Raw genomic sequence first — 22,608 nt, 5'->3', positions numbered from 1 at the left:
TGCTATTATGTGCAATTGTAGATAACCAAAACTCCAGCAATGTTTGCGCCACGGTGCGTGATGCATAACACGTCTAAGACTTAACAGCTTTTTACTCTGTCATTTTATTAACGATAGCCTATAACACCAAGAACTTAAACGTTTAAGTTTTTGGTGTCTAATTTAACAAGTGATTCCCATCAAGCAAGTGCTAGGGCGCGATTATGGTGCAAAGTGCTTACTGTTTGCAGTGCTGTTTACATTTATCGTTACAAATAAATGCAAATAAGAATTATTACTATTGAGGTGGTTGTGGGATACTACTGGAAGTTATTTGAGGAGGAAATTTAAGAATGCGCAATGTGATTAAAGAATGTGTGACTTTTGTTCATCATTGGAATGACACGCTATTTAGTTTTAAAACCACCAGACAGAAATCTTTCACCTTTGAAAGCGGTCAGTTCGTCATGATCGGGTTGGAGCTTGCGGGTAAACCTTTAATGAGAGCTTACAGTATTGCCAGTGCTAATTACGCCGACGAGCTGGAATTTTTCAGTATTAAAGTACCAGATGGTGCGCTGACGTCAGAGTTACAAAAAATCAAAGAGGGCGATGAAGTCATGTTGACGACTCGCGCAACAGGTACGTTAGTAGCGGGTTATCTTCAGCCGGGTAAAAATTTATATCTGCTGAGCACTGGCACGGGCTTAGCACCATTTATGAGTATCATTCAAGACCCCAATATCTACGATCAATACGATAAAGTGATATTGGTTCATGGTGTGCGCTGGGCATCTGAGTTGGCGTACCAGCAAGAGATAGAGGTATCGCTACCGAACAATCCATTCTTTGGGGATATAGTGCAAGAAAAACTACTGTATTACCCAACAGTGACACGAGAAGACTACCAATACAACAGTTTGAAAAGGGCTGATGGAATGTGTCCTCATCAAGGACGGATAACCGATTTGTTACTGTCAAACAAATTGACCGATGACTTAAGCCTACCCAACATCGACCCTGAAAATGATCGGTTTATGTTGTGCGGCAACGATGCCATGTTAAAAGATTTAGCCGCTATCTTAGACGCCAAGGGATTCAGTAAAGCGAATTCACGCTCCCAAGGGCATTATGTTATTGAGCAAGCATTCATCGAAAAGTAAGTCGAACGAGGTTTTGGTGCAGCAACAATGGCAATGCTTAAGAAGCTATTCAGCTCGTGAATTTACTTGTGTGGTGCCTTGTTGCTAACGAACCGTGGCTCAAACAAGATACGAACAGATATAGCACTGCCTGTTTTATATTCATTAGGCCTCAGGTAGCTTTAATTCGCTGCATCGAAAGCCTCATCTGTTTTTCTATTTCAAGAATAACGAACAGGGCGATACCTACACCTATGATCAGTAAACCATCGAATAAAGGGATCGCTTCTGTAGCAAATACGATTTGCAAAGGGGGAAAATAGGTTATGGCAAATTGCGCCACAGTAATAATTGATACAACTAACCAGACTACCTTAGTACCGCATACAGCCTGCCAAGTTAATGATGTAGAGTAGATATTGCGAATGAAAAACAATTGAAAAATTTCCATTACAACTAAGGTATTCAAAGCCATGCTTCGAGCTAGTTCTAGAGAATAGCCGCGATCAACGGCGTACATATGAATACCAAACACACCGCATAGGAATAAAACAGAAACTAAGATCACATACCAGATCATTTCTCTAGACAACAGAGGTTCGTTACGCCCTCGAGGAGGGCGGCGCATCGTGCTTTCTTCGCTCGGTTCGAATGCTAATGCAATGCCAAGTGTTATTGCCGTAATTAAGTTGACCCAGAGGATTTGAATAGGGGTAATAGGCAACGTCATGCCCATTAACAATGCGACAATGATAGTCATGGCTTCACCCGCATTAGTGGGTAGTGTCCAACTGATGACTTTTTTGAGGTTGTCGTAGACGGTTCGTCCTTCGCGCACTGCAGATACGATAGATGCAAAGTTGTCGTCGGCCAGCACTAACTCTGCAGCTTCTTTAGCAGCTTCACTGCCTTTTTGGCCCATCGCAATCCCCGCATCGGCTCGTTTTAACGCGGGAGCGTCATTCACGCCATCTCCGGTCATCGCTACTGTCATACCATGAGATTGCAGCGCCATTACTAATCGTAGTTTGTGCTCTGGGCTGGTGCGGGCAAAAATATCGCATCCAAGAACAGCATTCCGTATCGCGCTCTCGTCCATATCATCAAGTTCCACACCAGTTAGTACTTTATCGGTAATTTGTAAGCCAATTTGCTTACCGATAGCTGCTGCAGTTTTGCTATGGTCACCAGTTATCATCTTAACGCGAATACCGGCTTCGAAACATTGTGCAACTGCGCTAATCGCTTCTGTACGAGGAGGATCTATCATGCCTAACATACCAATCAGTGTTAACGTGCCTGTGACATCAGCATGCTCTAAAACGGTGTGTGATGGTGTCACTGTTTTGATGGCAAACGCTAATACACGTTGGCCAAGTCCAGCGATAGTCTCAGCTTGGTTGTTCCAGTAGGCTATATCTATTGGCTCTGATTTGTCGTTTAAGCCTTTTTGATGTGTACACATGGCCAAAATTTGTTCTGGGGCACCTTTTACAAATATGCAGGCTTGTTGCTCATGATTGTGATTCAGCGTAGCCATAAATCGATGTTTAGCATCAAACGGTATGGCGTCTGTTCGGGTCCAGGTGGCGTTAATTTCTTTTAGGTTGAGGGCCATTTTTACGCTAAAAGCGAGTAACGCGCCCTCCATAGGATCTCCTTCTACTAGCCAGTTTCCGTCTTGCTCTCGCAGAGCGGCGTCATTACATAGCGCGGCAGCTTGCGCCAATTCATCAGGTATAAAATCAGTAATAGCCACGGCTTTAGTTTCTAGGGTCAACTTACCTTTAGGTTCATAGCCATTGCCTCCTAAGGTGAGTAAGTGTTGCTGCGTGAGTACTGAAGCCACCATCATTTCGTTGCGAGTTAATGTGCCTGTTTTGTCAGAACAAATAACGGATACTGAACCCAAGGTTTCAATCGCGGGTAGATGACGCACAATGGCATTTCGTTGAGCCATGGCTTTAACACCAATGGCTAACGTTATGGTTAGAACCGCCGGTAAACCTTCTGGAATTGCTGCTACCGATAGCCCCACTACTGCTAAAAACATTTCAGTAAAGTCATGGTGTTCAACAAAATACCCAAACACCAGTAACACGGAGGCAACGGCAAGGATCATAATAGTCAACCACTTGGCAAACACCGCCATTTGCTCAACTAGAGGCGTGGTTAACGTTTCTACTTTCGACAACAAGCCGCTAATACGACCTATTTCTGTGTCTTTTCCTGTACCGACCACTACACCCTTGCCTTGACCCGTACTGACTAGTGTTCCTGAATAAGCCATGCAAGTGCGATCACCGAGTGACGCACCGATTTCAACGACCTTACTTTGCTTTTCGACTGGCATTGATTCACCAGTCAAAATCGCTTCTTGAATTGTTAAACCATAAGCGGAGAGCATTCTGAGGTCGGCAGGCACTTTATCGCCAGCTTCAAGTAACACTATGTCACCAAGAACTAAATCTACTCCATCAACGTTGGTGCGCTCTGCGTCACGGATCACGTTGGCTCGAGGCGCTAGCATCTGCCTTATGGCGTTCATCGCTTGTTCTGCTTTGCCTTCTTGAATAAAGCCAATCACAGCATTCGCAATAACCACCGCTAAAATAACGCTCATATCAATCCAATGCCCAAGCACAGCGGTGATCACTGCAGAACCGATTAACACGTAAATCAAAATATTATGAAAGTGCATTAAAAAACGTACGAACGGGTTGCTGCGGTCAGCTTGTGGCAAACGGTTAGCACCATGAGTTAACAAACGAGCTTCAGCATCAGCTTGTGTTAATCCGTTAGTCGAGCTTTCTACGCTTTTAAGCGTTTGCTCAGCCGAGGTACTGTGCCATGTAGATTGTGCAATATCCGTGTCAGTTTTTTGCATGGTGGCCTCGTGTATTTAGGAAATTCAGCTGTATTGGAAAGAAGAGTGTGTGAATTTATGGTATCAAGAGCATGCAAATCTAATTTGATATGGGGCAATTTTTTTTGTCGCTATTGGCGATATTTGATTAAGCTTATTTGCCTCAAAGGCAGCAGCTAGCAGCCTGTTGTTGACCGTTTTGGTATCCAAATTAATTCTATCTCTTTGTCAGCGGATTATATTTAGCCAATTATTAATTCACTAAGAATGCTGGGAAACACACGATTCACGTGCATTACGTCGTTGATTTTATAGGAGAAACAAATCCTTGAGGCTTGATTGCCAATACCGAACTGTTTAGCTGATTGAAAATGGTCTCTGCGGTGTTGCCAATTAGCAATCCAGCAATTCCGGTGCGGGCAACCGTTCCCATAACGACTAAGTCCGCATCTATCTTTTTGGCTATTTTTGGGAGCTCTTCACCCGCGGTCCCTTTAACGATATGAGGGATCAATGACAAAAAGTTAAAAGAGTCTATTCCGATTTCTTGCTTTACGTTGTCAAACAGTAAATCCATTTTATAACGACTGTTACGAAACTCTGACTCTAGCATTTCTTCTTCAATTTTCTCTGGGTTATCGGCCCATAAGCTGACAAAGCCTGCATGAGTTGCATTGTAAACAGTGGCCACATGTATTCTCGAAAATTCAGCCACGGCGATAGAGCTGCAAAGACTCATAATCATATGATTCAGTTCATCGTTGCAAGTATTGACATCTTCAGAATCAAAATCGACGGTAGCTAAAATATTTTTATAACGGGGCTTTTCGTCTTTCTTCATGAGCCAGATAGGGCAAGGACAATTGCGTAATAACTGCATGTCGTCACTACCGATAAAATGGTCGAGCCAGTTTGCTTTGTCCACTTCTTTTATGAGCATGTCATATTTGTCAGCTAGCACTAGACGCACAATTTCAAGGTATCTTTTGCCAACTTTTAGCTGCACGTTTATGTTTACGTCTGCATCGAGACAGGTTACCAACTGCTTTAACTTTTGCTCTTGTTCAGTGAAGATAACCTGTTCAATTTCTATCGGGTTCAGTCCTTCCGTGTTAAACGAATTCGGAATTGAAAGGGTAGGGAGTACAAGGAGCACCGTCAGGTCGACCTGATTATTTTTTGCTAGCGCAATAGTGCGTAATAATGAAGGTGGGGGTTTTAGACAGTCGTTATTTAATACATATAAGAATTTGTTGAACCTTTTCATATTATCCCTTTTCTTGTTGAGTGGCGTTAATATCAAGACCTTCATAAAGTATGCGAACGGCTCGGTCTGCAGTATCTTGAAAAGGCTCGAGCACCAATTCAACACCGAGTAAGTTTAATTCTTCGGTTTCGGCACGACCTTGTGAAATAACGGCTAACTTCCCTGTGTAGCCCGCTGAACGTGTTAACTGAATAACCGTTTTTCGATTATCTTCAGAGGATAAGCCAGTGTGGAGATGAGGAATAGTCGACACAATCCATTGTGCATGTTTGAGAGGCAGTTCAATGATAAATTCGGCGTCTGTTGCGTCCCCGAAATTACAATCCAACCCCAATTGATGCCAATGTTTAATCGCCGCCGGATTAAAGTCGATACCTAAGACTTTAATCCCCTCATTTTTGAGTTGCATTGAAATAGCCGTTCCCAGTCTTCCTAAACCAAAGATGATAACTGGATATTGGTTGCCTGAGTTCTCATCGGTAGAGGCCTCTCGAGGTATACCCGAGCGCTCGAACTTACCTAACAACGGAGCAAAAAAAGAATAGAGTTGGTGTGAATAAGTAATCATATAGGTTGAAACTCCAATAGTGATAATACCCACCAGCGTCACTAAACCTAAAATGTCCTGCGGTACATGGCCTAACCCTATGCCCATGGCGATAAAGATTAACGAAAACTCACTAATCTGAGCAACCGTTAAGCCGGCTAGGAAACCCGTTCTTTTGCCATATCCCATCAGCCCCATAATCGACATGACAATAAGTGGATTACCAAACAAAACAAACAGTGAGAAAATAATAGCTGCCGGTAAATGAGTGCCAAGCTTTGATAAGTCTAATGTGGCCCCTAGAGCAATGAAAAAAAACAACAGTAAAAAATCACGTAAAGGAGCGAGTCTTGCTGCGATACTTTCCCGATAAGGTGTTGACGCTAATGCCACGCCGGCCAATAATCCCCCGACTTCCATGCCCAAACCGACTATATCTCCTATGGCTGCAAACAATGCTGCTTGTGCAATGGCATAAATAACTAATAATTCAGGCGCTTTAGCGAGTTTTTCCGTTAAAGGATTCGCAATGTAGCGTACAAATACAATCACAAAACCCAGTAAACTCAATCCTGATATAGCAACGTGCCAAACTGAAGAGTTATTTGCATCACCATGCCCACTAGAGCCAATACCAATAGTCGCTAACACTATCATCGCGACTACCACTACCAAATCTTGCACAATCAAAAAACCTAAAGCAATTTGACCGTGTAAGGATTCTATTTCTCGTTTATCAGATAAAAGCTTTACGATAATAATGGTAGAAGAAAATGTAAGCGCAACGGCGACATAAAGGCTAGTAATGTAACCAAGTCCAAGCCATAAACCGATCAAATAACCAATCAGTGACGTGAAAATAACTTGGCCTAGCCCCGTTAAAACCGAAACCCCACCAATAGACTTAATTAACTTTACATCTAGCTTAATCCCAACAAGGAAGAGCAAGATCGCTATGCCTAGTTCAGACAAAAGAGTGATTTGATCTTTAGAATGCACGATATCGAGCACTGAAGGCCCGGCAATTAAACCGACAGCAATAAAACTAACAATGAGAGGTTGTCGCAACAGTAAGCCGACAAAACCCAATGAAGCAGCCAGCACTAAAAGCACTGCAATTTCTGTAAAAGAGGACTGACCAATAAGTTCGATTAAATTCATGTCATAACTCATGTCTTAAAAAATAAAATGTATATTCTGCATCTTTAAAGGTAAATATATTGCCAAATAAAACCAAGTTGAATGTGAGCTAGATCAATAATAGGTATAACTTTATTCATTTGTTAAAACTAATGTGTCTGACCAACTCTTCCTACTTTTTGCTACCCCTATTTCTTCTGAAGGAATTTAATGAAAGATATTGAATGGCGACAACAGAAAATGTAGGCAAGGTTATTTCGAGAGGGCGTATATTTAAAGTAACTTGAGACGGGCTCGAACAAACCTATAACTCGAGCCATTCTTCCCAGCTGCTGCTCGAGATGTGCTTAAAGGCATGCATCATTTGCTCAGCGTTTACTGCTTAAAACTAAGGGGCAATACTGTGGCTTAATTACTCATCTACAAGTACTTCAAAACCACCATAGATTATGCGTTTTCCATCAAATGGCATGGGGGCGGCAGCAGGGTCAAAGCGTGGGTCATTCATGCATTTTTGCATGCCTTGGTCCCTGACTTCTTTTGACGGCCAGGTGATCCACGAAAACACCACGGTTTCATCTGCTTTTGCTTGTACGGCCTGAGGAAAAGAAGTCACTTCACCTTCAGGCACGTCCTCGCCCCAACATTCTGTGCAGCTTAATGCGCCGTATTCTTCTCTGAAAATTCTAATGCACTGTTTGGCGTACGCTTTGTATTCTTCTTTATTTGCGCTTGGCACGGCAACAACAAAACCATCGATATAAGACATATGCACCTCTGTAGGTAGGCTGCATCACTTTATTGTGATGTCGTTATGATCGATAACACAAATTCAAAGATTAAAAAGCAGCAATATCGTCAAAGCACAGTATTTAGCGATGAAGTAAGCGATGAATCGTAATGCTGACGAGGATCGGAATTAGAAAGTGGAAGAGGAGCTAAGCAGATACACTTAGGTGTACCTGCTTATGTTAACAATATTCAGTAAATAAGGTTAGCGTGTTCTACGCGCTTTTAGCATGGCTAAACAGGCTGGGCCCGGCCGCAACCAGCACTCTACCATTATCGGTATCCGTGAACTTATCAAAATTATCAATAAACAATTCCGCTAAGCTTGTTGCCTTATCGGTCCATTGACTTTCATTTTCATAGGTTTTACGCGGGTCAAGAATGTCTGTGTCTAGCTCACCTAATTTTTGCGGTATCTGTAGATTGAAAATAGGTAGGGTGGTCGTGGCAGCATCATCTAAAGAGCCGTCTAAAATTGCGTCGATAATGGCTCTAGTCGCTTTAATCGAGATGCGCTTGCCGGTGCCATTCCAACCTGTATTGACTAAGTAAGCCTGCGCATCAGCAGCCTGCATACGATTTTTAAGCACATTAGCATATTGCGTAGGATGAAGGCTTAAAAACGCTGCGCCGAAGCAACTAGAAAACGTCGGTGTAGGCTCAGTGATACCACGCTCAGTGCCCGCTAATTTAGCGGTGAAGCCAGATAAGAAATAGTATTGGGCTTGTTCAGGCGTCAATTTTGATACCGCAGGAAGCACACCAAATGCATCGGCCGTTAAGAAAATGACCTTGTTTGCGTGGCCTGCGCGCGAGACGGGCTTCACAATATTGTCGATATGGTGAATAGGATAAGATACTCGGGTATTTTCAGTCTTGCTGTTGTCGTCAAAGTCGATTTTACCATCGGCATCAACAGTCACGTTTTCAAGCAAAGCATCTCGGCGAATCGCATTATAGATATCAGGTTCGTTTTCTTTACTTAAATTGATGGTTTTGGCGTAGCAGCCGCCTTCAAAATTAAACACGCCATTGTCATCCCAACCGTGCTCGTCATCGCCGATTAATTCTCGATTTGGATCCGTCGATAAAGTGGTCTTTCCGGTACCGGACAGACCGAAGAAGATTGCAACATCGCCGTCTTTTCCTACATTTGCACTGCAATGCATAGAGGCAATGTTTCTAAGGGGGAGCAAGTAGTTCATCATTGAGAACATGCCTTTCTTCATCTCACCGCCATACCAAGTGCCACCAATCAGTTGTACTTTTTCGGTTAGATTAAATGCCACGAAATTTTCAGAGTTAATTCCGTGCTCTTGCCAATTTGGGTTATTGGTTTTCGCGCCATTCATCACCACAAAATCTGGATCGTAGTTAATCAATTCTTCATCAGTTGGGCGTATGAACATGTTTTTGACGAAGTGAGCTTGCCATGCGACCTCTGTAATAAAGCGTACTTTTAAGCGGGTATCTTCATTTGCGCCGCAGTAAGTATCAACCACAAACAGGCGTTTGCCGCTGAGTTGTTTTGTCACTGTGCTTTTGAGGTCGTCCCACACGGCGGGAGAAATCGGTTTATTATCGTTTTTACCTTGATCAGACCACCAAACGGTGTCCTTGGTAACATCATCGCGCACTATGTATTTGTCTTTAGGGGAGCGGCCGGTGAATTTGCCTGTGTTCACGTTGACGGCACCTAATTCGGTCACGACTCCTTTTTCATAGCCTTCAAGGCTATGGTGTGTCGTTTCCTCAAACAATACGTCATAAGAGGGGTTATGTAGAATTTCAGTGGCATCGGTAATGCCAAACTTGGCTAACTCTGCGGACAATTTGTGTGTATTCATTAACTAACCCTTCAGTTTGCTGTGGCGATAAAACGGTATGTGCGATTCGAATTGACCTGACATGCAAGAGCCAAGTCATCATCCTTTAAGGCGAAAAATACTGGCGTAACATCAAGCTCGCCTTGTGTACTATTTTAAACACTTTTAGTGAATCTTTGAAAGTGGCCATGTAATAAAACATAGTGAATTTCATAATTTGATAATGTTTTATCATAAAGCGCGGTCAAAACGTTTTCTGGTCAGCTTAGAGGGCACCAGAAATGACCAATCAAAAATGTTTTAAGCCTAGGCTACTGGTATTAAAAGATATTTTATAGGTCTTATAACTGACTGATTAATAGTATTAATTTACATTATTTTTACCTTGTTATCATTTTTATCACTATTCGACACTTACTTTTAAGAGGCTCTGGGCAATATTGAACAACCTACATGCTTCGTTACCTATAGTGAGTATTGATGTTGTATATGTTGAAAGCATACAGATTTTCCGAAATTACAGATCAATTGCCTGATTTATCATGTCAGTTGCTCTGGCGCTCAACACGTCAAAACAAGAATTAGCGACCTTTTCAACAAACCTTCATACTTAAACAGTCAGTGCTTCAATGCCGCCAAGCGCTGATACCAACCACTTTGTCCAAGGAGTATATTTCACAAAAGCGTTCATCTGTTGATGAGGTGCTAATCTTAGACATGAAGCTAATAGAGGCGTTTACACTGTGAAAGGCCAGTGCTTAGGATTAGCTTGGACATCCTGAGTAGTCAATCGTGAGATATAACCTTCTTTAGCGGTAATCGTGATTGTCAAATGGGTAGTACCCTGGATAAAATTAATTGCATAAAAGCTGTTATGGTTTGTACTTGATGCCTTACCCACAAGATGCGATTCTTTCCCTTCTTATTCGAGTTAGCATGTTTTGGGCATTATTGTTCTTTGCTCATAAATGCCATTTTCTTCCCAACTCAATCCTTTACTAGATTTATTAGGACAATAAAATGACGCCGTTGCCTGTCAAATACCTGCGTGAAATTGAAACCCTATTACCTCCTGAGGCGATTATTCAAGATATTAGCCGGCGCAGAGCACTCGGAGTAGACGCGAGTTTTTATCAACTCATTCCTCAGCTCGTCCTAAAACTATCAGACCTTCGACAGGTACAATCAGTACTTGCCCTGAGTCATCAATTTGAGGTGGCTGTTACATTTCGAGCAGCAGGTACGAGTTTGTCAGGGCAGGGGGTATCTGATTCAGTGCTCATTACGTTAACTGACGACTGGCGCCAACATGAGATCTTCGATGACGGTCTTCGAATCAAGCTGCAACCTGGCATCATTGGTGCCGATGCTAATCGGATACTGGCACGTTACGGTCGTAAAATCGGGCCCGACCCAGCCTCTATCAATAGCTGTAAAATTGGGGGGATCGCAGCCAATAATGCCTCTGGTATGTGCTGCGGTGTAGCGCACAATAGTTATTACACTGTAAAGGACATGACCATAGTTTTAGCTGACGGCAGTGTGGTCGATACCAGTGATGCTGGCAGTGAGATGCAGTTTCGCGAGGCGCACTCATCGTTACTGAACGAGGTTAAAATGCTGGCCCAAATGTGCCAAGGGAACGAAAGATTACGCGAGTTAATTACCCATAAATACCGCCTTAAAAATACCTGTGGTTATGCTCTCAATGCATTAATCGATTATCAGGAGCCGCTGGACGTGCTGATGCATTTAATGATTGGCTCTGAGGGAACGCTTGGTTTTATCGCCGACATTACTTACCAAACCGTTGTAGAGCATGAACACAAAGCCAGTGGTCTGTATTTATTTGCCAGTGCTCAACATGCCTGCGCTTTAGTCAAGTCGCTTGAAAAGCAAAACGTAGATGCAGTGGAGCTGATGGATCAGCGCGCGCTTAATTCAGTGAAGGGCCAACCAGGGCTGCCTGATGCATTTTGTACGCCTTATGATGGTTACACTGCGCTGCTCATTGAAACCAGTGCCGACAGCCAAGAAGCGTTGGCGGAAAATTGCGCTAATATCGAGCGCTGTATAGTCCCCTATGCGCCAGTGCAATCTATTGCGTTCAGTCGTGATCTTGTACTCAACCAGCAATTGTGGGCGATTCGAAAAGGTACGTTTCCCGCAGTAGGTGCGGTGCGTCAAGCGGGCACAACTGTAATTATTGAAGATGTGTGTTTTCCTATCGAAAATATGGCCGAGGGGATCCAGCGTTTACATCAATTATTTGATCAGTACGGATACTCAGAGGCAATCATATTTGGTCACGCGCTTGCGGGAAACTTACATTTTGTATTCACCCAAGCATTTGATGATCAGAGTGAAATACAGCGCTACGATGATTTTATGCAAGCAGTCGCTCAGCTTGTAGCGGTGGAATTTAAGGGCTCACTTAAAGCAGAGCATGGCACGGGCAGAAACATGGCCCCCTTTGTTGAGTTAGAGTGGGGGAATGAAGCCTACAGTGTGATGAAAAGACTCAAAGAGATTATTGACCCACTGGGAATTTTGAATCCAGGGGTGATACTCAATGAGGACGCCCAAAGTCACATCAAAAACCTTAAACTCCTGCCAAAAGCAGATGAAATAGTCGATAAATGTATCGAGTGTGGTTTTTGCGAGGCTGTGTGCCCATCTCAAGCGTTGAGTTATACCCCAAGACAGCGCATTGCGATTTGGCGGCGTATACAACAATTGCGCGAAGCAGAGAGTGTAAGCGACAGTGAAACCCAAGAGCTGCAACAGTTAGAGACAGACTTCCAGTATATGGGCATAGATACCTGTGCAGCGACTGGGCTGTGTGCCCAGCGATGCCCCGTGGGAATCAATACAGGTGATTTAATTAGGCAGTTACGCAGCGAAAAACAAACAAACGTCGGCGAAATAATCGCTAAGTTCAGTGCAGAACACTTCTCGCTGGTGAGTAAATCTGCGGGAGTTGGTTTTGCGCTCTCAAGCAGTGCCACCAAACTGCTAGGAGATCCTTTAACTAACAAGATAGGTGCGAAAATGCACCGATTATCTACGAAAAATCTGCCTTTGTGGCAAAGTCAGTGGCCCAGTAAAGGGAAAAAAATAACCATTGACGGTGCACTTAAAACCAAGAAAGTCATCTATTTTGCGAGCTGCGCCAGTCGCAACATGGGGGCCGCTGCTTCAGACAATGAGAAACGCTCTACATATGATGCCGCCCGCTCTATTTTCAGCAAGGCAGGTTATCAGGTCATGTTGCCTGAAAAGCTTGATGAATTGTGTTGTGGTATGCCGTTTAGCAGTAAAGGTTTCCCTGATTTGGCCCAGCAAAAGGGCGAACAATTAGCTGAGCAATTAAGGGATATTAGCAGCGATGGAAAAATACCCATTGTGTTTGACACGAGCCCTTGCAAGCAACAAATCCAAGAACTGAAAGATGTAATAGGGTTACAAATTTTCGAGACTAGCGAGTTTATGGTGAAGCACGTTATCGCCGATTTGAAGATTACCGCGCAAGTCGAGCCGGTCGCGCTGCATGTTACCTGTAGCAGCCGTAAAATGGGCCTTGCACCGTATTTGCAGGCGTTGGCAAGAACCTGCAGTGAAACAGTGATAGAGCCCCAGGGCATTGAATGTTGTGGTTTTGCGGGGGACAAAGGGATGTTTGTTCCTGAGCTAAATGCCAGCGCGTTGCGCCATTTGAAGGATCAAATACCAGCTAGTTGCACTGCAGGCTACAGTAATAGTCGCACGTGCGAGATAGGGCTAAGTCAGCACAGCGGAATTCCTTATCGCTCGCTATTACTATTGCTTGATGATGTGAGTCAGCAAAAGAGCCAAGACGCCATTGCATAAGTCACCGTTAAAAGGGAGAAAGTCATATGGATATTAGTCAGAGCCAGCTAGCACAAGCGGTGCAAGAGGGTATCCTAAGTCGTGAACAGGCTGAGCGCTTAAGTCTGTTCGTTGACGGTTTACCGAGTACCACTGCAAAGTTTGATTTCACCCATCTGCTTTATTACTTCGGTGGTCTTGTCGCTATCGGCGCAATGACACTTTTTATGACGTTAGGCTGGGAGTCATTTGGGGGGTGGGGCATTGTTACGCTGTGTGTGGTATACGCTATAGCAGGAATAATGTTAGCCAACCGTTCGGCAAAGAAAGGCTTACCTGCTGTGGCAGGCATATGTGCCACCTTTGTCATATGCTTAACACCGTTAGCCGTTTTTGGATTGCAGCACCTATTGGGGGTATGGCCGAGTGAAGACAACTACCGTGATTATCATCGCTACGTTCATTGGCACTGGCTGTATATGGAGTTGGCTACATTAGCCGTAGGAGCAGTATTAGCGAGAATTTATCGCTATCCATTCTTGCTGATGCCCATTGCACTCACGCTGTGGTACTTATCGATGGATCTCGCGGTTATGTTAACCGCAGATTATCCCGAGTTCGAATTACGTGCAGTGGTTTCTATGTATATGGGCCTTCTCATTTTAGGCCTAGCATTTTGGGTCGATATTCGCTCCCGCAATTCACTGGATTATGCGTTTTGGTTGTACCTGTTTGGCACCATTGCTTTTTGGTGTGGTTTGTCTATGCAGCATTCTCAAAGCGAGTTGTCTAAGTTAGCCTATTGCTGTATCAATCTTCTTATGATGGGGTTTGGCATTGTGTTGGTACGTAGGGTCTTGGTTATCTTTGGTGCACTGGGGGTCTGTGGTTATCTAGGATACTTAGCTTATGACGTGTTTAAAGACAGCTGGCTTTTTCCTATTATGCTCACATTATTCGGCGCGAGTATTGTTTATCTGGGGATCCTTTGGCAAAAGCACGAACAAAAACTGACTTATCAGCTACGCGGTCGATTACCCAAAGCATTACAAGATCTGCTGAAAAACAAATAATGTTAGGGTAAGAGCAAAAGATAAAGCGGACATTTTATTCTCTAAGCATGTGTCTATGCCTGTGTATTTTTCTCAGTATAAGTACCTCTTCTTTGTGTTGATTGACGCTACAGATCCTTTGCAAATCAGGCGTTCATTGGTGTGTCATTAGGCATGAACTGTGCCTCCACCCTTGCGTTTTTATACGCAAATGCAAAACATTCGGCTTTTTAGCATTGTTTTTTGAGAGACATTCACTCCTGACACTCTAAATACAAGTCAATATCATTTATTTATAAATCTCTGCTGGTTGCTAGTTTGACATTGGTTATCCCTGTCAATTTGAGCCTGTGTATAACTTGCATGCTGCTTTTATTGAATTCTTTATAACCAAAATAAGAAAAATCGACAATTATCGTTAGATTTAGTTCAATAAACAGTTGTCACAAATCCTATAACGTTGTAAATTGATAATCGTTCTCATTTAGATTGTTATTAGGATGTTGCTGTGATTGATTTGCTTGTAAATGGTGGAGTAGTGGTGTGGCTTTTGATCAGCCTATCCGTGGTTGCGTTAAGTGTCGGTGTATTTAAAGCATGGCAATTTTATAGCACGCGCCCAAAACCCGCTGATGCAATTGAACAAGCATTCGGTTTTTTACAACAAGGTAAACACGCTCAAGCATTGTTGCTAGTGAATGGTCAGCGTAATTATCGCGTAGCACTCATTAGCAGTACGGTGCAGTTAATCGATAAATCCTCGTTGGCATTAGACGACATCAAAGATGAAATTTATCGCCAAGCACAACTCGCCATCGCACAGCTCAATAGTTACCTACGTGTATTAGAAGTTATCGCCACGTTAGCCCCCCTAATGGGGCTTTTTGGTACGGTTATCGGCATGATAGAAGCATTTAAAGCTATGGAATCTGCCGGGGCTCAGGTTAATCCTGCCGTGTTATCTGGTGGGATCTGGCAAGCACTTCTTACCACAGCGGTTGGTTTAGCTGTGGCTATTCCCGTTTCCATGCTTAATAGCTACTTCGAACGTAAAGCGGAAGTTGAGGCACAAGCCATTCAAAATGACCTCCAGCGCGTGTTCACCATCTACGCGAGTGCTAACAGCTCTGCAATGAACAATAAAAACGCGTCTAGCTCAAAGCCATCGCCGACTAAGCAGCAACCCACAAGTCATCAAGGCGCTGAGTAGTTACTATGTCTAGCCTGCTACTGCCGCAACGCCGAAAACAAAGTATCAGTCTGACTGCATTAATCGATGTGGTATTTATTCTTCTGATGTTCTTTATGCTGACCTCGTCCTTCACTAAGTTCAGTACTGTGGAAATGCAATCGAGTTTGGCGGCCAGTGTGTTGTCTGACAGCAAACCACAACTATTACGTTTAAGTCCGGACGGGCAGTTATCCGATGCACAACTGTCAGTTGGCAACAGCGCAACGCTGACAGATTCAGCCCTGTCAAATGCGTTTGAAACAAATTTGCCAACGGTGTTACAGCCAGCAGCTGATACGCAAGTACAAGTCATTGTTGATGCGCTTTCACGCATGAAGGTATTGGGTTTTACGCAAGTTACTTTGGGTAAGTCTCGTCCTCAGGCTAACGCGATAGCGGGGCAACAATGAGCTTATTTAATCAAGCACAGGGCTCAAAACGTAAAGCGAACAGTGACGACAATCTGATCCCATTGATTAACATCGTTTTTCTGTTACTTATCTTCTTTATGATTGCAGGGAAAATCGAGCAGATTCAGGATGCAGGATTAACCTTGCCAGACAATAGCCAAACCAAACCGGCTATCGCACAACCAATAACCCTACAACTATCAAAAGACAATGAGATCCATCTCAATAATGAGGTTGTCAGCGTTAACGAATTACCAGAAGCATTGAGCACACTATTACAGGAGCACCCAGCCAATATTGCTGTGCGCGCCGACAAACAAGTGACGTACCAAGATTTAGACAAAGTGCTAGATATGTTACGCGCTGCAGGGTTTAGCACCATCAACTTATTCACCCTAACGACAGAGGCAAGTTGATGCGTGCTGCTACACAACAAAACACTGAACAACAGCGCATGGCCAATCAATCACAAGGCATCATTGGTTTACTTTCGCCGAGTTTTCATACTAGCGGGCATAAACGCCAGTGGTTGGTAGCGATCGCTGTAGCCGCCGCATTGCACGCCAGCGTATTTGCTGCCCTTTCAATTACCCCCGAAGAAGTACAGGGCAGTGCTATGGGAGAAGGACAAGACGGTATTGAAGTCGGTTTAGGGATGCTCGGAGCGTATCAAGATCAACAGCTTGTTGAGTCTGAACAATTAGAAGAAACCCTTGAGGCTCCTCAAGAGCCAGAGCCTGAACCGTTGCCTGAACCAGAGCCGACAGTTGAGCCAGAACTAGTAGAAAAGCCGCAGTCCATCATTGAGCCTAAAGTAGAGCCAGTCATTGAGAAAACCGACCCTGAGCCAATATTGGATCGCATTGACGTACCTGTAATCGAGCAAGTTTCAGCTGAAAATGCGGTGCAAAAAATAGTCGAACCTAAAGATGAGGCTCCTGAATCGCCAGTAAACAAAACCCAGGTAACAAAGACCGAGACAAAGCAGCAAGACGTGCCCAAGACGACTACCGAAGTAGCACAGCAAAATGCACCAGCACCGACTGCACAAAAAGCCACAAATCGTGGTACCGGCAGTGCTAGCTCAGCACGCTCCGGTGGCCGAGCTGGGAATGCGAATGACTTCTTCGCGCAGTTGCAGGCGCATTTGCGCAAGTATAAAACCTACCCAAGAGAATTGAAGAAGCAAAAAATTGAAGGCGTGGTGCAGTTGCAATTCACCATCGATCACGATGGCTATGTATTGGCCTCTAGCATCAAAAAAAGCTCAGGCTCAGCTGAACTGGACAAGGCTGCGCTTGATATGTTGCAAAAGGCCAACCCTTTGCCACTTGTACCCGATTCAATTAAACGAGAAAAGATCACGCTCGTGATCCCCATTGAATATTCATTAATCACCAACTCAGCATTTAAGGATTAGTTACCCATGAGTAGAAAAAAGACGTGTCAAATAGCGCCATTGAGCCTTCGCTCACCTAAGGTTAACACTAATAAAACCTTGTTAGCATTAAGCGTTCCCGGCATGTTAATGAGTCCGTTTGCTATGGCTCAAGAAGACGAACCCATTGTATTGGACACCATGCAAATTGAAGAGCGTACCGTTGATACCAACCCTTACGCACAAGCGGGTGCTCCCTACAAAGCCCAAGTTTCAGGCGACTCACGCCATGTAAAAGAGCTGGCCGATACACCGCAAACCATCAGCGTACTGACGCAAACCCAAATTCAAGAATCTGGAAGAACTGACTTAAAAGACATCCTCGCGGCACAACCTGGTATTACCCTAGGTACAGGTGAAAACGGAAATGCGTTTGGTGATCGTTACATTATCCGCGGCCATGAAGCGCGCAGTGACGTGTTTGTTGATGGTTTACGTGATCCAGGCATGACAACCCGTGAAAGTTTTGCAACAGAGCAAGTTGAAATCACGAAAGGCCCAAGCTCTACGTTTGCTGGTCGTGGTTCAACAGGTGGTGCGGTTAACAGCATTACTAAGCAAGCGAGCACGGAATATGACTTCTCTAAGCTCGAAGCAGGTTTAGGCACAGACGATTACCGCCGTATCGCCCTTGATAGCAACAAACGCATCAATGACGACCTAGCAGTACGCGCCAATATTTTGCATTCGTATAAAGAAATTCCAGATCGTGGCCCTGCCGATCAAGAACGAAATGGTCTTGCGCTTTCTGTTGATTACAAAGCAACAGATAAGTTAAAACTTACCGCTGATTACTACTACTTAAAAGCAGAAGATACCCCTGACTTGGGTACTTATATTGTTGCGGGCGGCGGTAAGCCAGTGGCGGATTTGCCTGTTTACTCTCAAGATGGACAAGACTTTCTTGAGTCCGAAATTAATACCTTTACCTTGCGCGCGCAATACGAAATAGACAGTGATACGCGTGTTGAAAACTTAATGCGTTACGGGACGACCGATAACGGTTATGTGACGACAGGCGCCCGCGGCACCAACCGTGACGCTAGCGATCCAGACGCACCAAGCGCAGCAACCGTTAGCCTTAGCACACACCAAGGTTGGCAAGAGGTGGATTACTTCGCGGATCAGCTAAACGTATATTTAACCCGTGATCTTGGCGGTTTAAAGCATAATTTTGTAGTGAGCGCAGAGTACAGTGCTCTTGATGTAGATAATGGCGTTTATAATGTGACTAATACTGGTGATACCAACTGTGTGACATCTGGTCGCGGTGGTGCATCAGCTGGTTTCTGTATCGTAGATGCAAACGGTAACTATATTGATAACATCAACAGTGTTATGGGTCGCAGCATTGAAAAGGGTGCACAAGACTCTGATTACTCTATTGATACTGTATCAGTCTCAATCATGGACACGGTTGATATTAACGAGTTTTGGTCAGTATTTGCTGGCGTACGTGCTGATAGCTTCGACTACGACAATGTCGTGACCAGTCGAGGTGTTGCTACGGCTTACGACTATTCTGACACGCTTTGGAATGGTCATGTTGGCGTGGTATACAACATCAACGAAGATGCTAATGTTTACTTGACCTACAGCACATCAAGCAACATCAACGGTGGCGAGTCTGACTTAGGTGGCAACTGTGGTTACGGCGGTATCTGTGGCGACCCTCAACAAGTAACAGACAGTAAACCGGAAGACACCGAAAACTTCGAATTAGGCACGAAATGGAACGTATATAACGATAAGTTGTTGCTAACCGCTGCTATTTTCCAAATCACCAAAGACGACGTAATGGAAAGCATCGGTGACGATGACTACGCCAGTATCGGTACGCTAAACACGGGCAAAAACCGCGTTAAAGGTGCTGAATTCTCAGTGGTAGGCAATATTACCGAAGACTTAAGCACTCAGTTTGGTGTGACGTTTATGGATGCCGAAGTGCTTGAGTCATTCGACACCGACAGTGTAGGCCTCACGTTGAGTAATTTTGCTGATAACAGTGCGTTTTGGCAGTTACGTTATCAAGCAAGCGATGCTTTCTCGTTCGGTGGCACTATGACCTACTCAAGCGAGATGTACGCAGGTCAGCCTGACTCTGCAGCTGGTTATAACACTGGTATCGATGATTACTCGTATAAAGTGCCTAGCTACACCTCGTTCGATGTATTCGCGACCTATGCCTTCAGTGAGCAGCTAAATCTTCGTCTTAACGTTGCTAACGTGACAGATAAAGATTACTACTTAGCAGCATACCGTAGTGGTGCATTTACCTATATTGGTGCAGCACGAAACGCCAAGCTAACGTTAACGTACGAGTTTTAATTTTAGCTAAAAACGTTTTATTACAATTTGTGTAATTTAATCAAGGGAGTAGGTTGGTTTACAACGTGCTCCCTTTTTTGTTTTGGGTTAAGATTTAGCCATGAAAAAAGATCATTACGTGTTACCTAAACTAAGTCAAATTCCAGCCGATGTGATTGCTATCAGTGATTATGAACGTTTAGCGAAAGACTATATGCCTCACGGTATTTATGAGTATATTGCTGGCGGAGCAGGGGACGACATTACCCTGAATCGGAATAGGACTGCATTTGATGCTATCGGCATGAATAAACGCGTGTTGCGTAAATTTACCAAAGGCACCACGGAAATTACCTTGGGCAAAGACCGGTTTAGTTGGCCAATGTTGATTGCCCCTTTAGCGTATCAAAGCTTGTTGCACCCACAGGGTGAACTAGCCACAGTGGAAGCGGCTAACGCGGTTAACATGGGGATGCTAACCAGCACCTTGTCGACCTTTCCACTTGAACAGATCAGCGCTGCGCAACATACAGGTAAATGGTTCCAGCTTTACATGCAGCCGGATCCAGAGCATACACTTGACTTGGTAAGACGAGCAGAGAAAGCAGGTTATACCTCCATAGTGGTCACCGTAGATGCTCCTGTAAGTGGCCTTCGTAATCGCCAACAAAGAGCTGGTTTTTCATTACCCCCCAGTGTGATGGCAGCAAATTTGGTGAATTATCCCACCTCAAAGGCACAGTCATTATCGCCTGGACAAAGTGTGTTACTCAACGGCTTGATGGCTGATGCGCCCGATTGGGACGACATTCAATGGCTGCGCACCAATACGCACTTACCTGTTTGGATAAAGGGCATTAGCCATCCACAGGATGCTTTGTTAGCGGTCGAAAGTGGTTGCGCGGGTATTGTGGTTTCGAACCACGGCGGGCGCACGCTAGACGGCCTTGCCCCGAGCATTGATTTGTTACCGCCAGTACGAAGCGCAGTAGGTGAGGCATTTCCCATACTGTTAGACAGTGGCATTCGCCGAGGTACCGATATTTTTAAAGCCATAGCCCTAGGTGCTAACGGTGTATTAATTGGCCGCCCCGTACTAAATGGCCTGGCTGTTGCAGGAGCACTGGGAGTTGCCCATAGTCTGACCTTACTTCAGCAAGAGTTAGAGCTTGCAATGGCATTAACCGGATGTGAAACCATCAGTGATATTACCCTAGATTGCATTTATTAACGTTAATCAGCTGGCTGATTTTGTATTTCGCGCGAAAGTGTAGCGAAGACGATAACGACGTAAAAACCTTACGAGCAAAGTAAAAAAATGCAAAAACACATAAACGAAAGAGAGGCCCATGTTAACCGTTATTGAAGACCTACTGTCTAAAAAAGAAGTTACCCAATTCACCCAAGCATTAGATAAAGGCCAGTGGCTAGATGGTAAACACACCGCGGGTAGTCAGGCTTCAAAAGTAAAATATAATCAACAACTTGACGATGGCAGTGCATTGGCTATCGAACTTCGAAATACGGTCATTCGTAAATTATCGGGAAATGCGTTGTTTATGTCTTCTGCACTGCCGAATAAAATTTATCCTCCTAAATTTAATCGCTACCAAGGCGGCGAGCATTACGGGTTACACGTAGATGCATCTGTGATGCCTATTCCAAATAGTCATCAGATGCTACGCACAGATTTATCTGCCACGTTGTTTTTATCAGAGCCAAAAACCTACGATGGCGGCGAACTCAGTATCGAAACCCAGTTTGGTTTGCAGCAAATTAAGCTCAATGCGGGTAGCGTGATTCTGTATCCTGCTAATAGCCTTCATCAAGTTAATCCGGTGACAAAAGGGCGCAGAACAGCCTCGTTCTTTTGGATTGAAAGTCTAGTGCGCAGTAACGATCAGCGCAGTATGTTGTTTGATTTGGACCAATCTATTCAAGCACTTACAGTTGAGCTGGGCAGTAACGATGCTGAAGTAAAACGCTTAACTGGCGTGTACCATAACCTGATGCGCAGTTGGGCGACGTGCTAAGTCGCTTCAATGCTCTGTTACTATGAGTTTATGGCAAGTTAGTCTTTATAATGGCGTTTCTTGAATATTTTTGGCCGCCAGTTCCAGTGAAGTGCCCCCATTCGCAAGAAGACAGTGGCAAATAACGAGCCCAAAATACACCATATGTACGGCGCGCCAAAAGAGAAAAGCACAGCATAGACTAAACCGCCCGATACACATGCAGAGGCGTACAGTTCCCCCCGCATAACTGACGGGACCTCCCTGCAAATTACATCACGGATCAGCCCACCAAAAATACCTGTAGTGGTGCCCATGGTTATGGCGATGAGCATACCCGTTCCGCCAATTAAAGATTTCTCAATACCGACTATATTAAAAATGGCCATGCCCACGGCATCCAGAAGCAAGAAGTAATAGTTCGAAACATGGGGCAGGTAGCGAATAAATGCGACTGATATGAAGATTGCAGCATAGGTTGAGTACAAATAGTCTGGATCGGCGACCCAAAATACCGGCTCATTCAGCAATAAGTCGCGAAGAGAGCCACCACCTAATGCGGTCACACTTGCCACCACGACCACGCCAAAGCCACCCACTTTTTTTTCGTAGCCGAGCAGCGTGCCTGATACAGCAAAAAAAGCGACACCAATTAGGTTGAGGACATGAAAGTAGTCATCAGTCATCTTCAATACCTGAGGTTGTTAAGGGCAATGGACAAGGCGTTTACCCCTGAGGTTGTAATGATTGGCC

16 protein-coding genes are annotated in these 22,608 nt (G+C 44.3%); 10 read left to right on the top strand and 6 right to left on the bottom strand.

Annotation, left to right across the window (positions count from 1 at the left end):
- Positions 1-332: 332 nt before the first annotated feature.
- Entirely contained in the window at positions 333-1,142 is an 810-nt protein-coding gene (locus tag AC0VYA_RS11515; RefSeq protein WP_475488338.1) for a ferredoxin--NADP reductase, read from the top strand.
- Between the two features lie 151 nt (positions 1,143-1,293).
- Here the strand turns inward: AC0VYA_RS11515 and AC0VYA_RS11510 are convergent, their stop codons facing one another.
- The 5 genes from AC0VYA_RS11510 to pckA all read right to left on the bottom strand — a co-directional run bounded on the left by AC0VYA_RS11510 (position 1,294) and on the right by pckA (position 9,577).
- Entirely contained in the window at positions 1,294-4,008 is a 2,715-nt protein-coding gene (locus AC0VYA_RS11510; RefSeq protein WP_475488337.1) for a cation-transporting P-type ATPase, read from the bottom strand.
- A 274-nt stretch (positions 4,009-4,282) separates the two neighbouring features.
- Positions 4,283-5,254 carry a universal stress protein gene (locus AC0VYA_RS11505; protein ID WP_475488336.1) on the bottom strand — a complete coding sequence of 324 codons (972 nt, stop codon included), beginning with the start codon at positions 5,252-5,254 and terminating at the stop codon, positions 4,283-4,285.
- Position 5,255: 1 nt separating this feature from the next.
- Complete coding sequence (locus AC0VYA_RS11500; protein WP_049765954.1) at positions 5,256-6,962, bottom strand: cation:proton antiporter; 1,707 nt, start codon at positions 6,960-6,962, stop codon at positions 5,256-5,258.
- Positions 6,963-7,353: 391 nt separating this feature from the next.
- Positions 7,354-7,710: a DUF1428 domain-containing protein gene (locus tag AC0VYA_RS11495; protein WP_475488335.1), complete on the bottom strand. Its 357-nt coding sequence runs from the start codon at positions 7,708-7,710 to the stop codon at positions 7,354-7,356.
- Between the two features lie 235 nt (positions 7,711-7,945).
- Positions 7,946-9,577, bottom strand: coding sequence for a phosphoenolpyruvate carboxykinase (ATP) (gene pckA / locus AC0VYA_RS11490; protein WP_475488334.1), 1,632 nt, complete (start codon positions 9,575-9,577; stop codon positions 7,946-7,948).
- A gap of 999 nt (positions 9,578-10,576) precedes the next feature.
- Between pckA and AC0VYA_RS11485 the strand changes: the two genes are divergently transcribed.
- The 9 genes from AC0VYA_RS11485 (at position 10,577) to AC0VYA_RS11445 (ending at position 21,876) form a co-directional block, all read left to right on the top strand.
- Entirely contained in the window at positions 10,577-13,426 is a 2,850-nt protein-coding gene (locus AC0VYA_RS11485) for an FAD-binding and (Fe-S)-binding domain-containing protein (protein ID WP_475488333.1), read from the top strand.
- Between the two features lie 26 nt (positions 13,427-13,452).
- On the top strand, positions 13,453-14,478 hold the full coding sequence (locus AC0VYA_RS11480; protein ID WP_475488332.1) for a DUF2157 domain-containing protein: 1,026 nt from the start codon (positions 13,453-13,455) through the stop codon (positions 14,476-14,478).
- 487 nt (positions 14,479-14,965) lie between these two features.
- A complete protein-coding gene (locus tag AC0VYA_RS11475; RefSeq protein ID WP_475488331.1) occupies positions 14,966-15,667 on the top strand; it encodes a MotA/TolQ/ExbB proton channel family protein in 702 nt (233 codons plus the stop codon).
- Between the two features lie 5 nt (positions 15,668-15,672).
- A complete protein-coding gene (locus tag AC0VYA_RS11470; RefSeq protein WP_475488330.1) occupies positions 15,673-16,098 on the top strand; it encodes an ExbD/TolR family protein in 426 nt (141 codons plus the stop codon).
- Entirely contained in the window at positions 16,095-16,514 is a 420-nt protein-coding gene (locus AC0VYA_RS11465; RefSeq protein WP_473480807.1) for a biopolymer transporter ExbD, read from the top strand. The genes AC0VYA_RS11470 and AC0VYA_RS11465 overlap by 4 nt, the downstream gene beginning before the upstream one ends.
- Positions 16,514-17,518 carry a TonB family protein gene (locus AC0VYA_RS11460; RefSeq protein ID WP_475488329.1) on the top strand — a complete coding sequence of 335 codons (1,005 nt, stop codon included), beginning with the start codon at positions 16,514-16,516 and terminating at the stop codon, positions 17,516-17,518. Before AC0VYA_RS11465 ends, AC0VYA_RS11460 begins: the two co-directional genes overlap by 1 nt.
- A gap of 6 nt (positions 17,519-17,524) precedes the next feature.
- Positions 17,525-19,864 (top strand): TonB-dependent receptor, encoded by a 2,340-nt coding sequence (locus AC0VYA_RS11455; protein WP_475488328.1) that lies wholly within the window; start codon positions 17,525-17,527, stop codon positions 19,862-19,864.
- 100 nt (positions 19,865-19,964) lie between these two features.
- Positions 19,965-21,074, top strand: a complete 1,110-nt coding sequence (locus tag AC0VYA_RS11450) for an alpha-hydroxy acid oxidase (protein ID WP_475488327.1) — start codon at positions 19,965-19,967, stop codon at positions 21,072-21,074.
- A gap of 118 nt (positions 21,075-21,192) precedes the next feature.
- Positions 21,193-21,876 carry a Fe2+-dependent dioxygenase gene (locus tag AC0VYA_RS11445; RefSeq protein ID WP_011575071.1) on the top strand — a complete coding sequence of 228 codons (684 nt, stop codon included), beginning with the start codon at positions 21,193-21,195 and terminating at the stop codon, positions 21,874-21,876.
- Positions 21,877-21,914: 38 nt separating this feature from the next.
- Here the strand turns inward: AC0VYA_RS11445 and AC0VYA_RS11440 are convergent, their stop codons facing one another.
- Positions 21,915-22,541 carry a trimeric intracellular cation channel family protein gene (locus AC0VYA_RS11440; protein WP_011575070.1) on the bottom strand — a complete coding sequence of 209 codons (627 nt, stop codon included), beginning with the start codon at positions 22,539-22,541 and terminating at the stop codon, positions 21,915-21,917.
- Between the last annotated feature and the right edge of the window lie 67 nt (positions 22,542-22,608).

The organism is Paraglaciecola sp. QJM3NY_14, assembly GCF_056173245.1.
Note: the sequence above shows the minus strand (reverse complement) of the source record. Positions and strands in the feature narration are given on the sequence as shown.

What these genes read in the sequence shown, in the direction of transcription:
- AC0VYA_RS11480 (WP_475488332.1), top strand. Translation starts at nt 13,453, where the DNA reads ATGGATATTAGTCAGAGCCAGCTAGCACAAGCGGTGCAAGAGGGTATC.
- AC0VYA_RS11450 (WP_475488327.1), top strand. Translation starts at nt 19,965, where the DNA reads ATGAAAAAAGATCATTACGTGTTACCTAAACTAAGTCAAATTCCAGCC.
- AC0VYA_RS11485 (WP_475488333.1), top strand. Translation starts at nt 10,577, where the DNA reads ATGACGCCGTTGCCTGTCAAATACCTGCGTGAAATTGAAACCCTATTA.
- AC0VYA_RS11510 (WP_475488337.1), bottom strand. Translation starts at nt 4,008, where the DNA reads ATGCAAAAAACTGACACGGATATTGCACAATCTACATGGCACAGTACC.
- AC0VYA_RS11465 (WP_473480807.1), top strand. Translation starts at nt 16,095, where the DNA reads ATGAGCTTATTTAATCAAGCACAGGGCTCAAAACGTAAAGCGAACAGT.
- AC0VYA_RS11500 (WP_049765954.1), bottom strand. Translation starts at nt 6,962, where the DNA reads ATGAATTTAATCGAACTTATTGGTCAGTCCTCTTTTACAGAAATTGCA.
- AC0VYA_RS11515 (WP_475488338.1), top strand. Translation starts at nt 333, where the DNA reads ATGCGCAATGTGATTAAAGAATGTGTGACTTTTGTTCATCATTGGAAT.
- pckA (WP_475488334.1), bottom strand. Translation starts at nt 9,577, where the DNA reads ATGAATACACACAAATTGTCCGCAGAGTTAGCCAAGTTTGGCATTACC.
- AC0VYA_RS11445 (WP_011575071.1), top strand. Translation starts at nt 21,193, where the DNA reads ATGTTAACCGTTATTGAAGACCTACTGTCTAAAAAAGAAGTTACCCAA.
- AC0VYA_RS11440 (WP_011575070.1), bottom strand. Translation starts at nt 22,541, where the DNA reads ATGACTGATGACTACTTTCATGTCCTCAACCTAATTGGTGTCGCTTTT.
- AC0VYA_RS11470 (WP_475488330.1), top strand. Translation starts at nt 15,673, where the DNA reads ATGTCTAGCCTGCTACTGCCGCAACGCCGAAAACAAAGTATCAGTCTG.
- AC0VYA_RS11495 (WP_475488335.1), bottom strand. Translation starts at nt 7,710, where the DNA reads ATGTCTTATATCGATGGTTTTGTTGTTGCCGTGCCAAGCGCAAATAAA.
- AC0VYA_RS11455 (WP_475488328.1), top strand. Translation starts at nt 17,525, where the DNA reads ATGAGTAGAAAAAAGACGTGTCAAATAGCGCCATTGAGCCTTCGCTCA.
- AC0VYA_RS11460 (WP_475488329.1), top strand. Translation starts at nt 16,514, where the DNA reads ATGCGTGCTGCTACACAACAAAACACTGAACAACAGCGCATGGCCAAT.
- AC0VYA_RS11505 (WP_475488336.1), bottom strand. Translation starts at nt 5,254, where the DNA reads ATGAAAAGGTTCAACAAATTCTTATATGTATTAAATAACGACTGTCTA.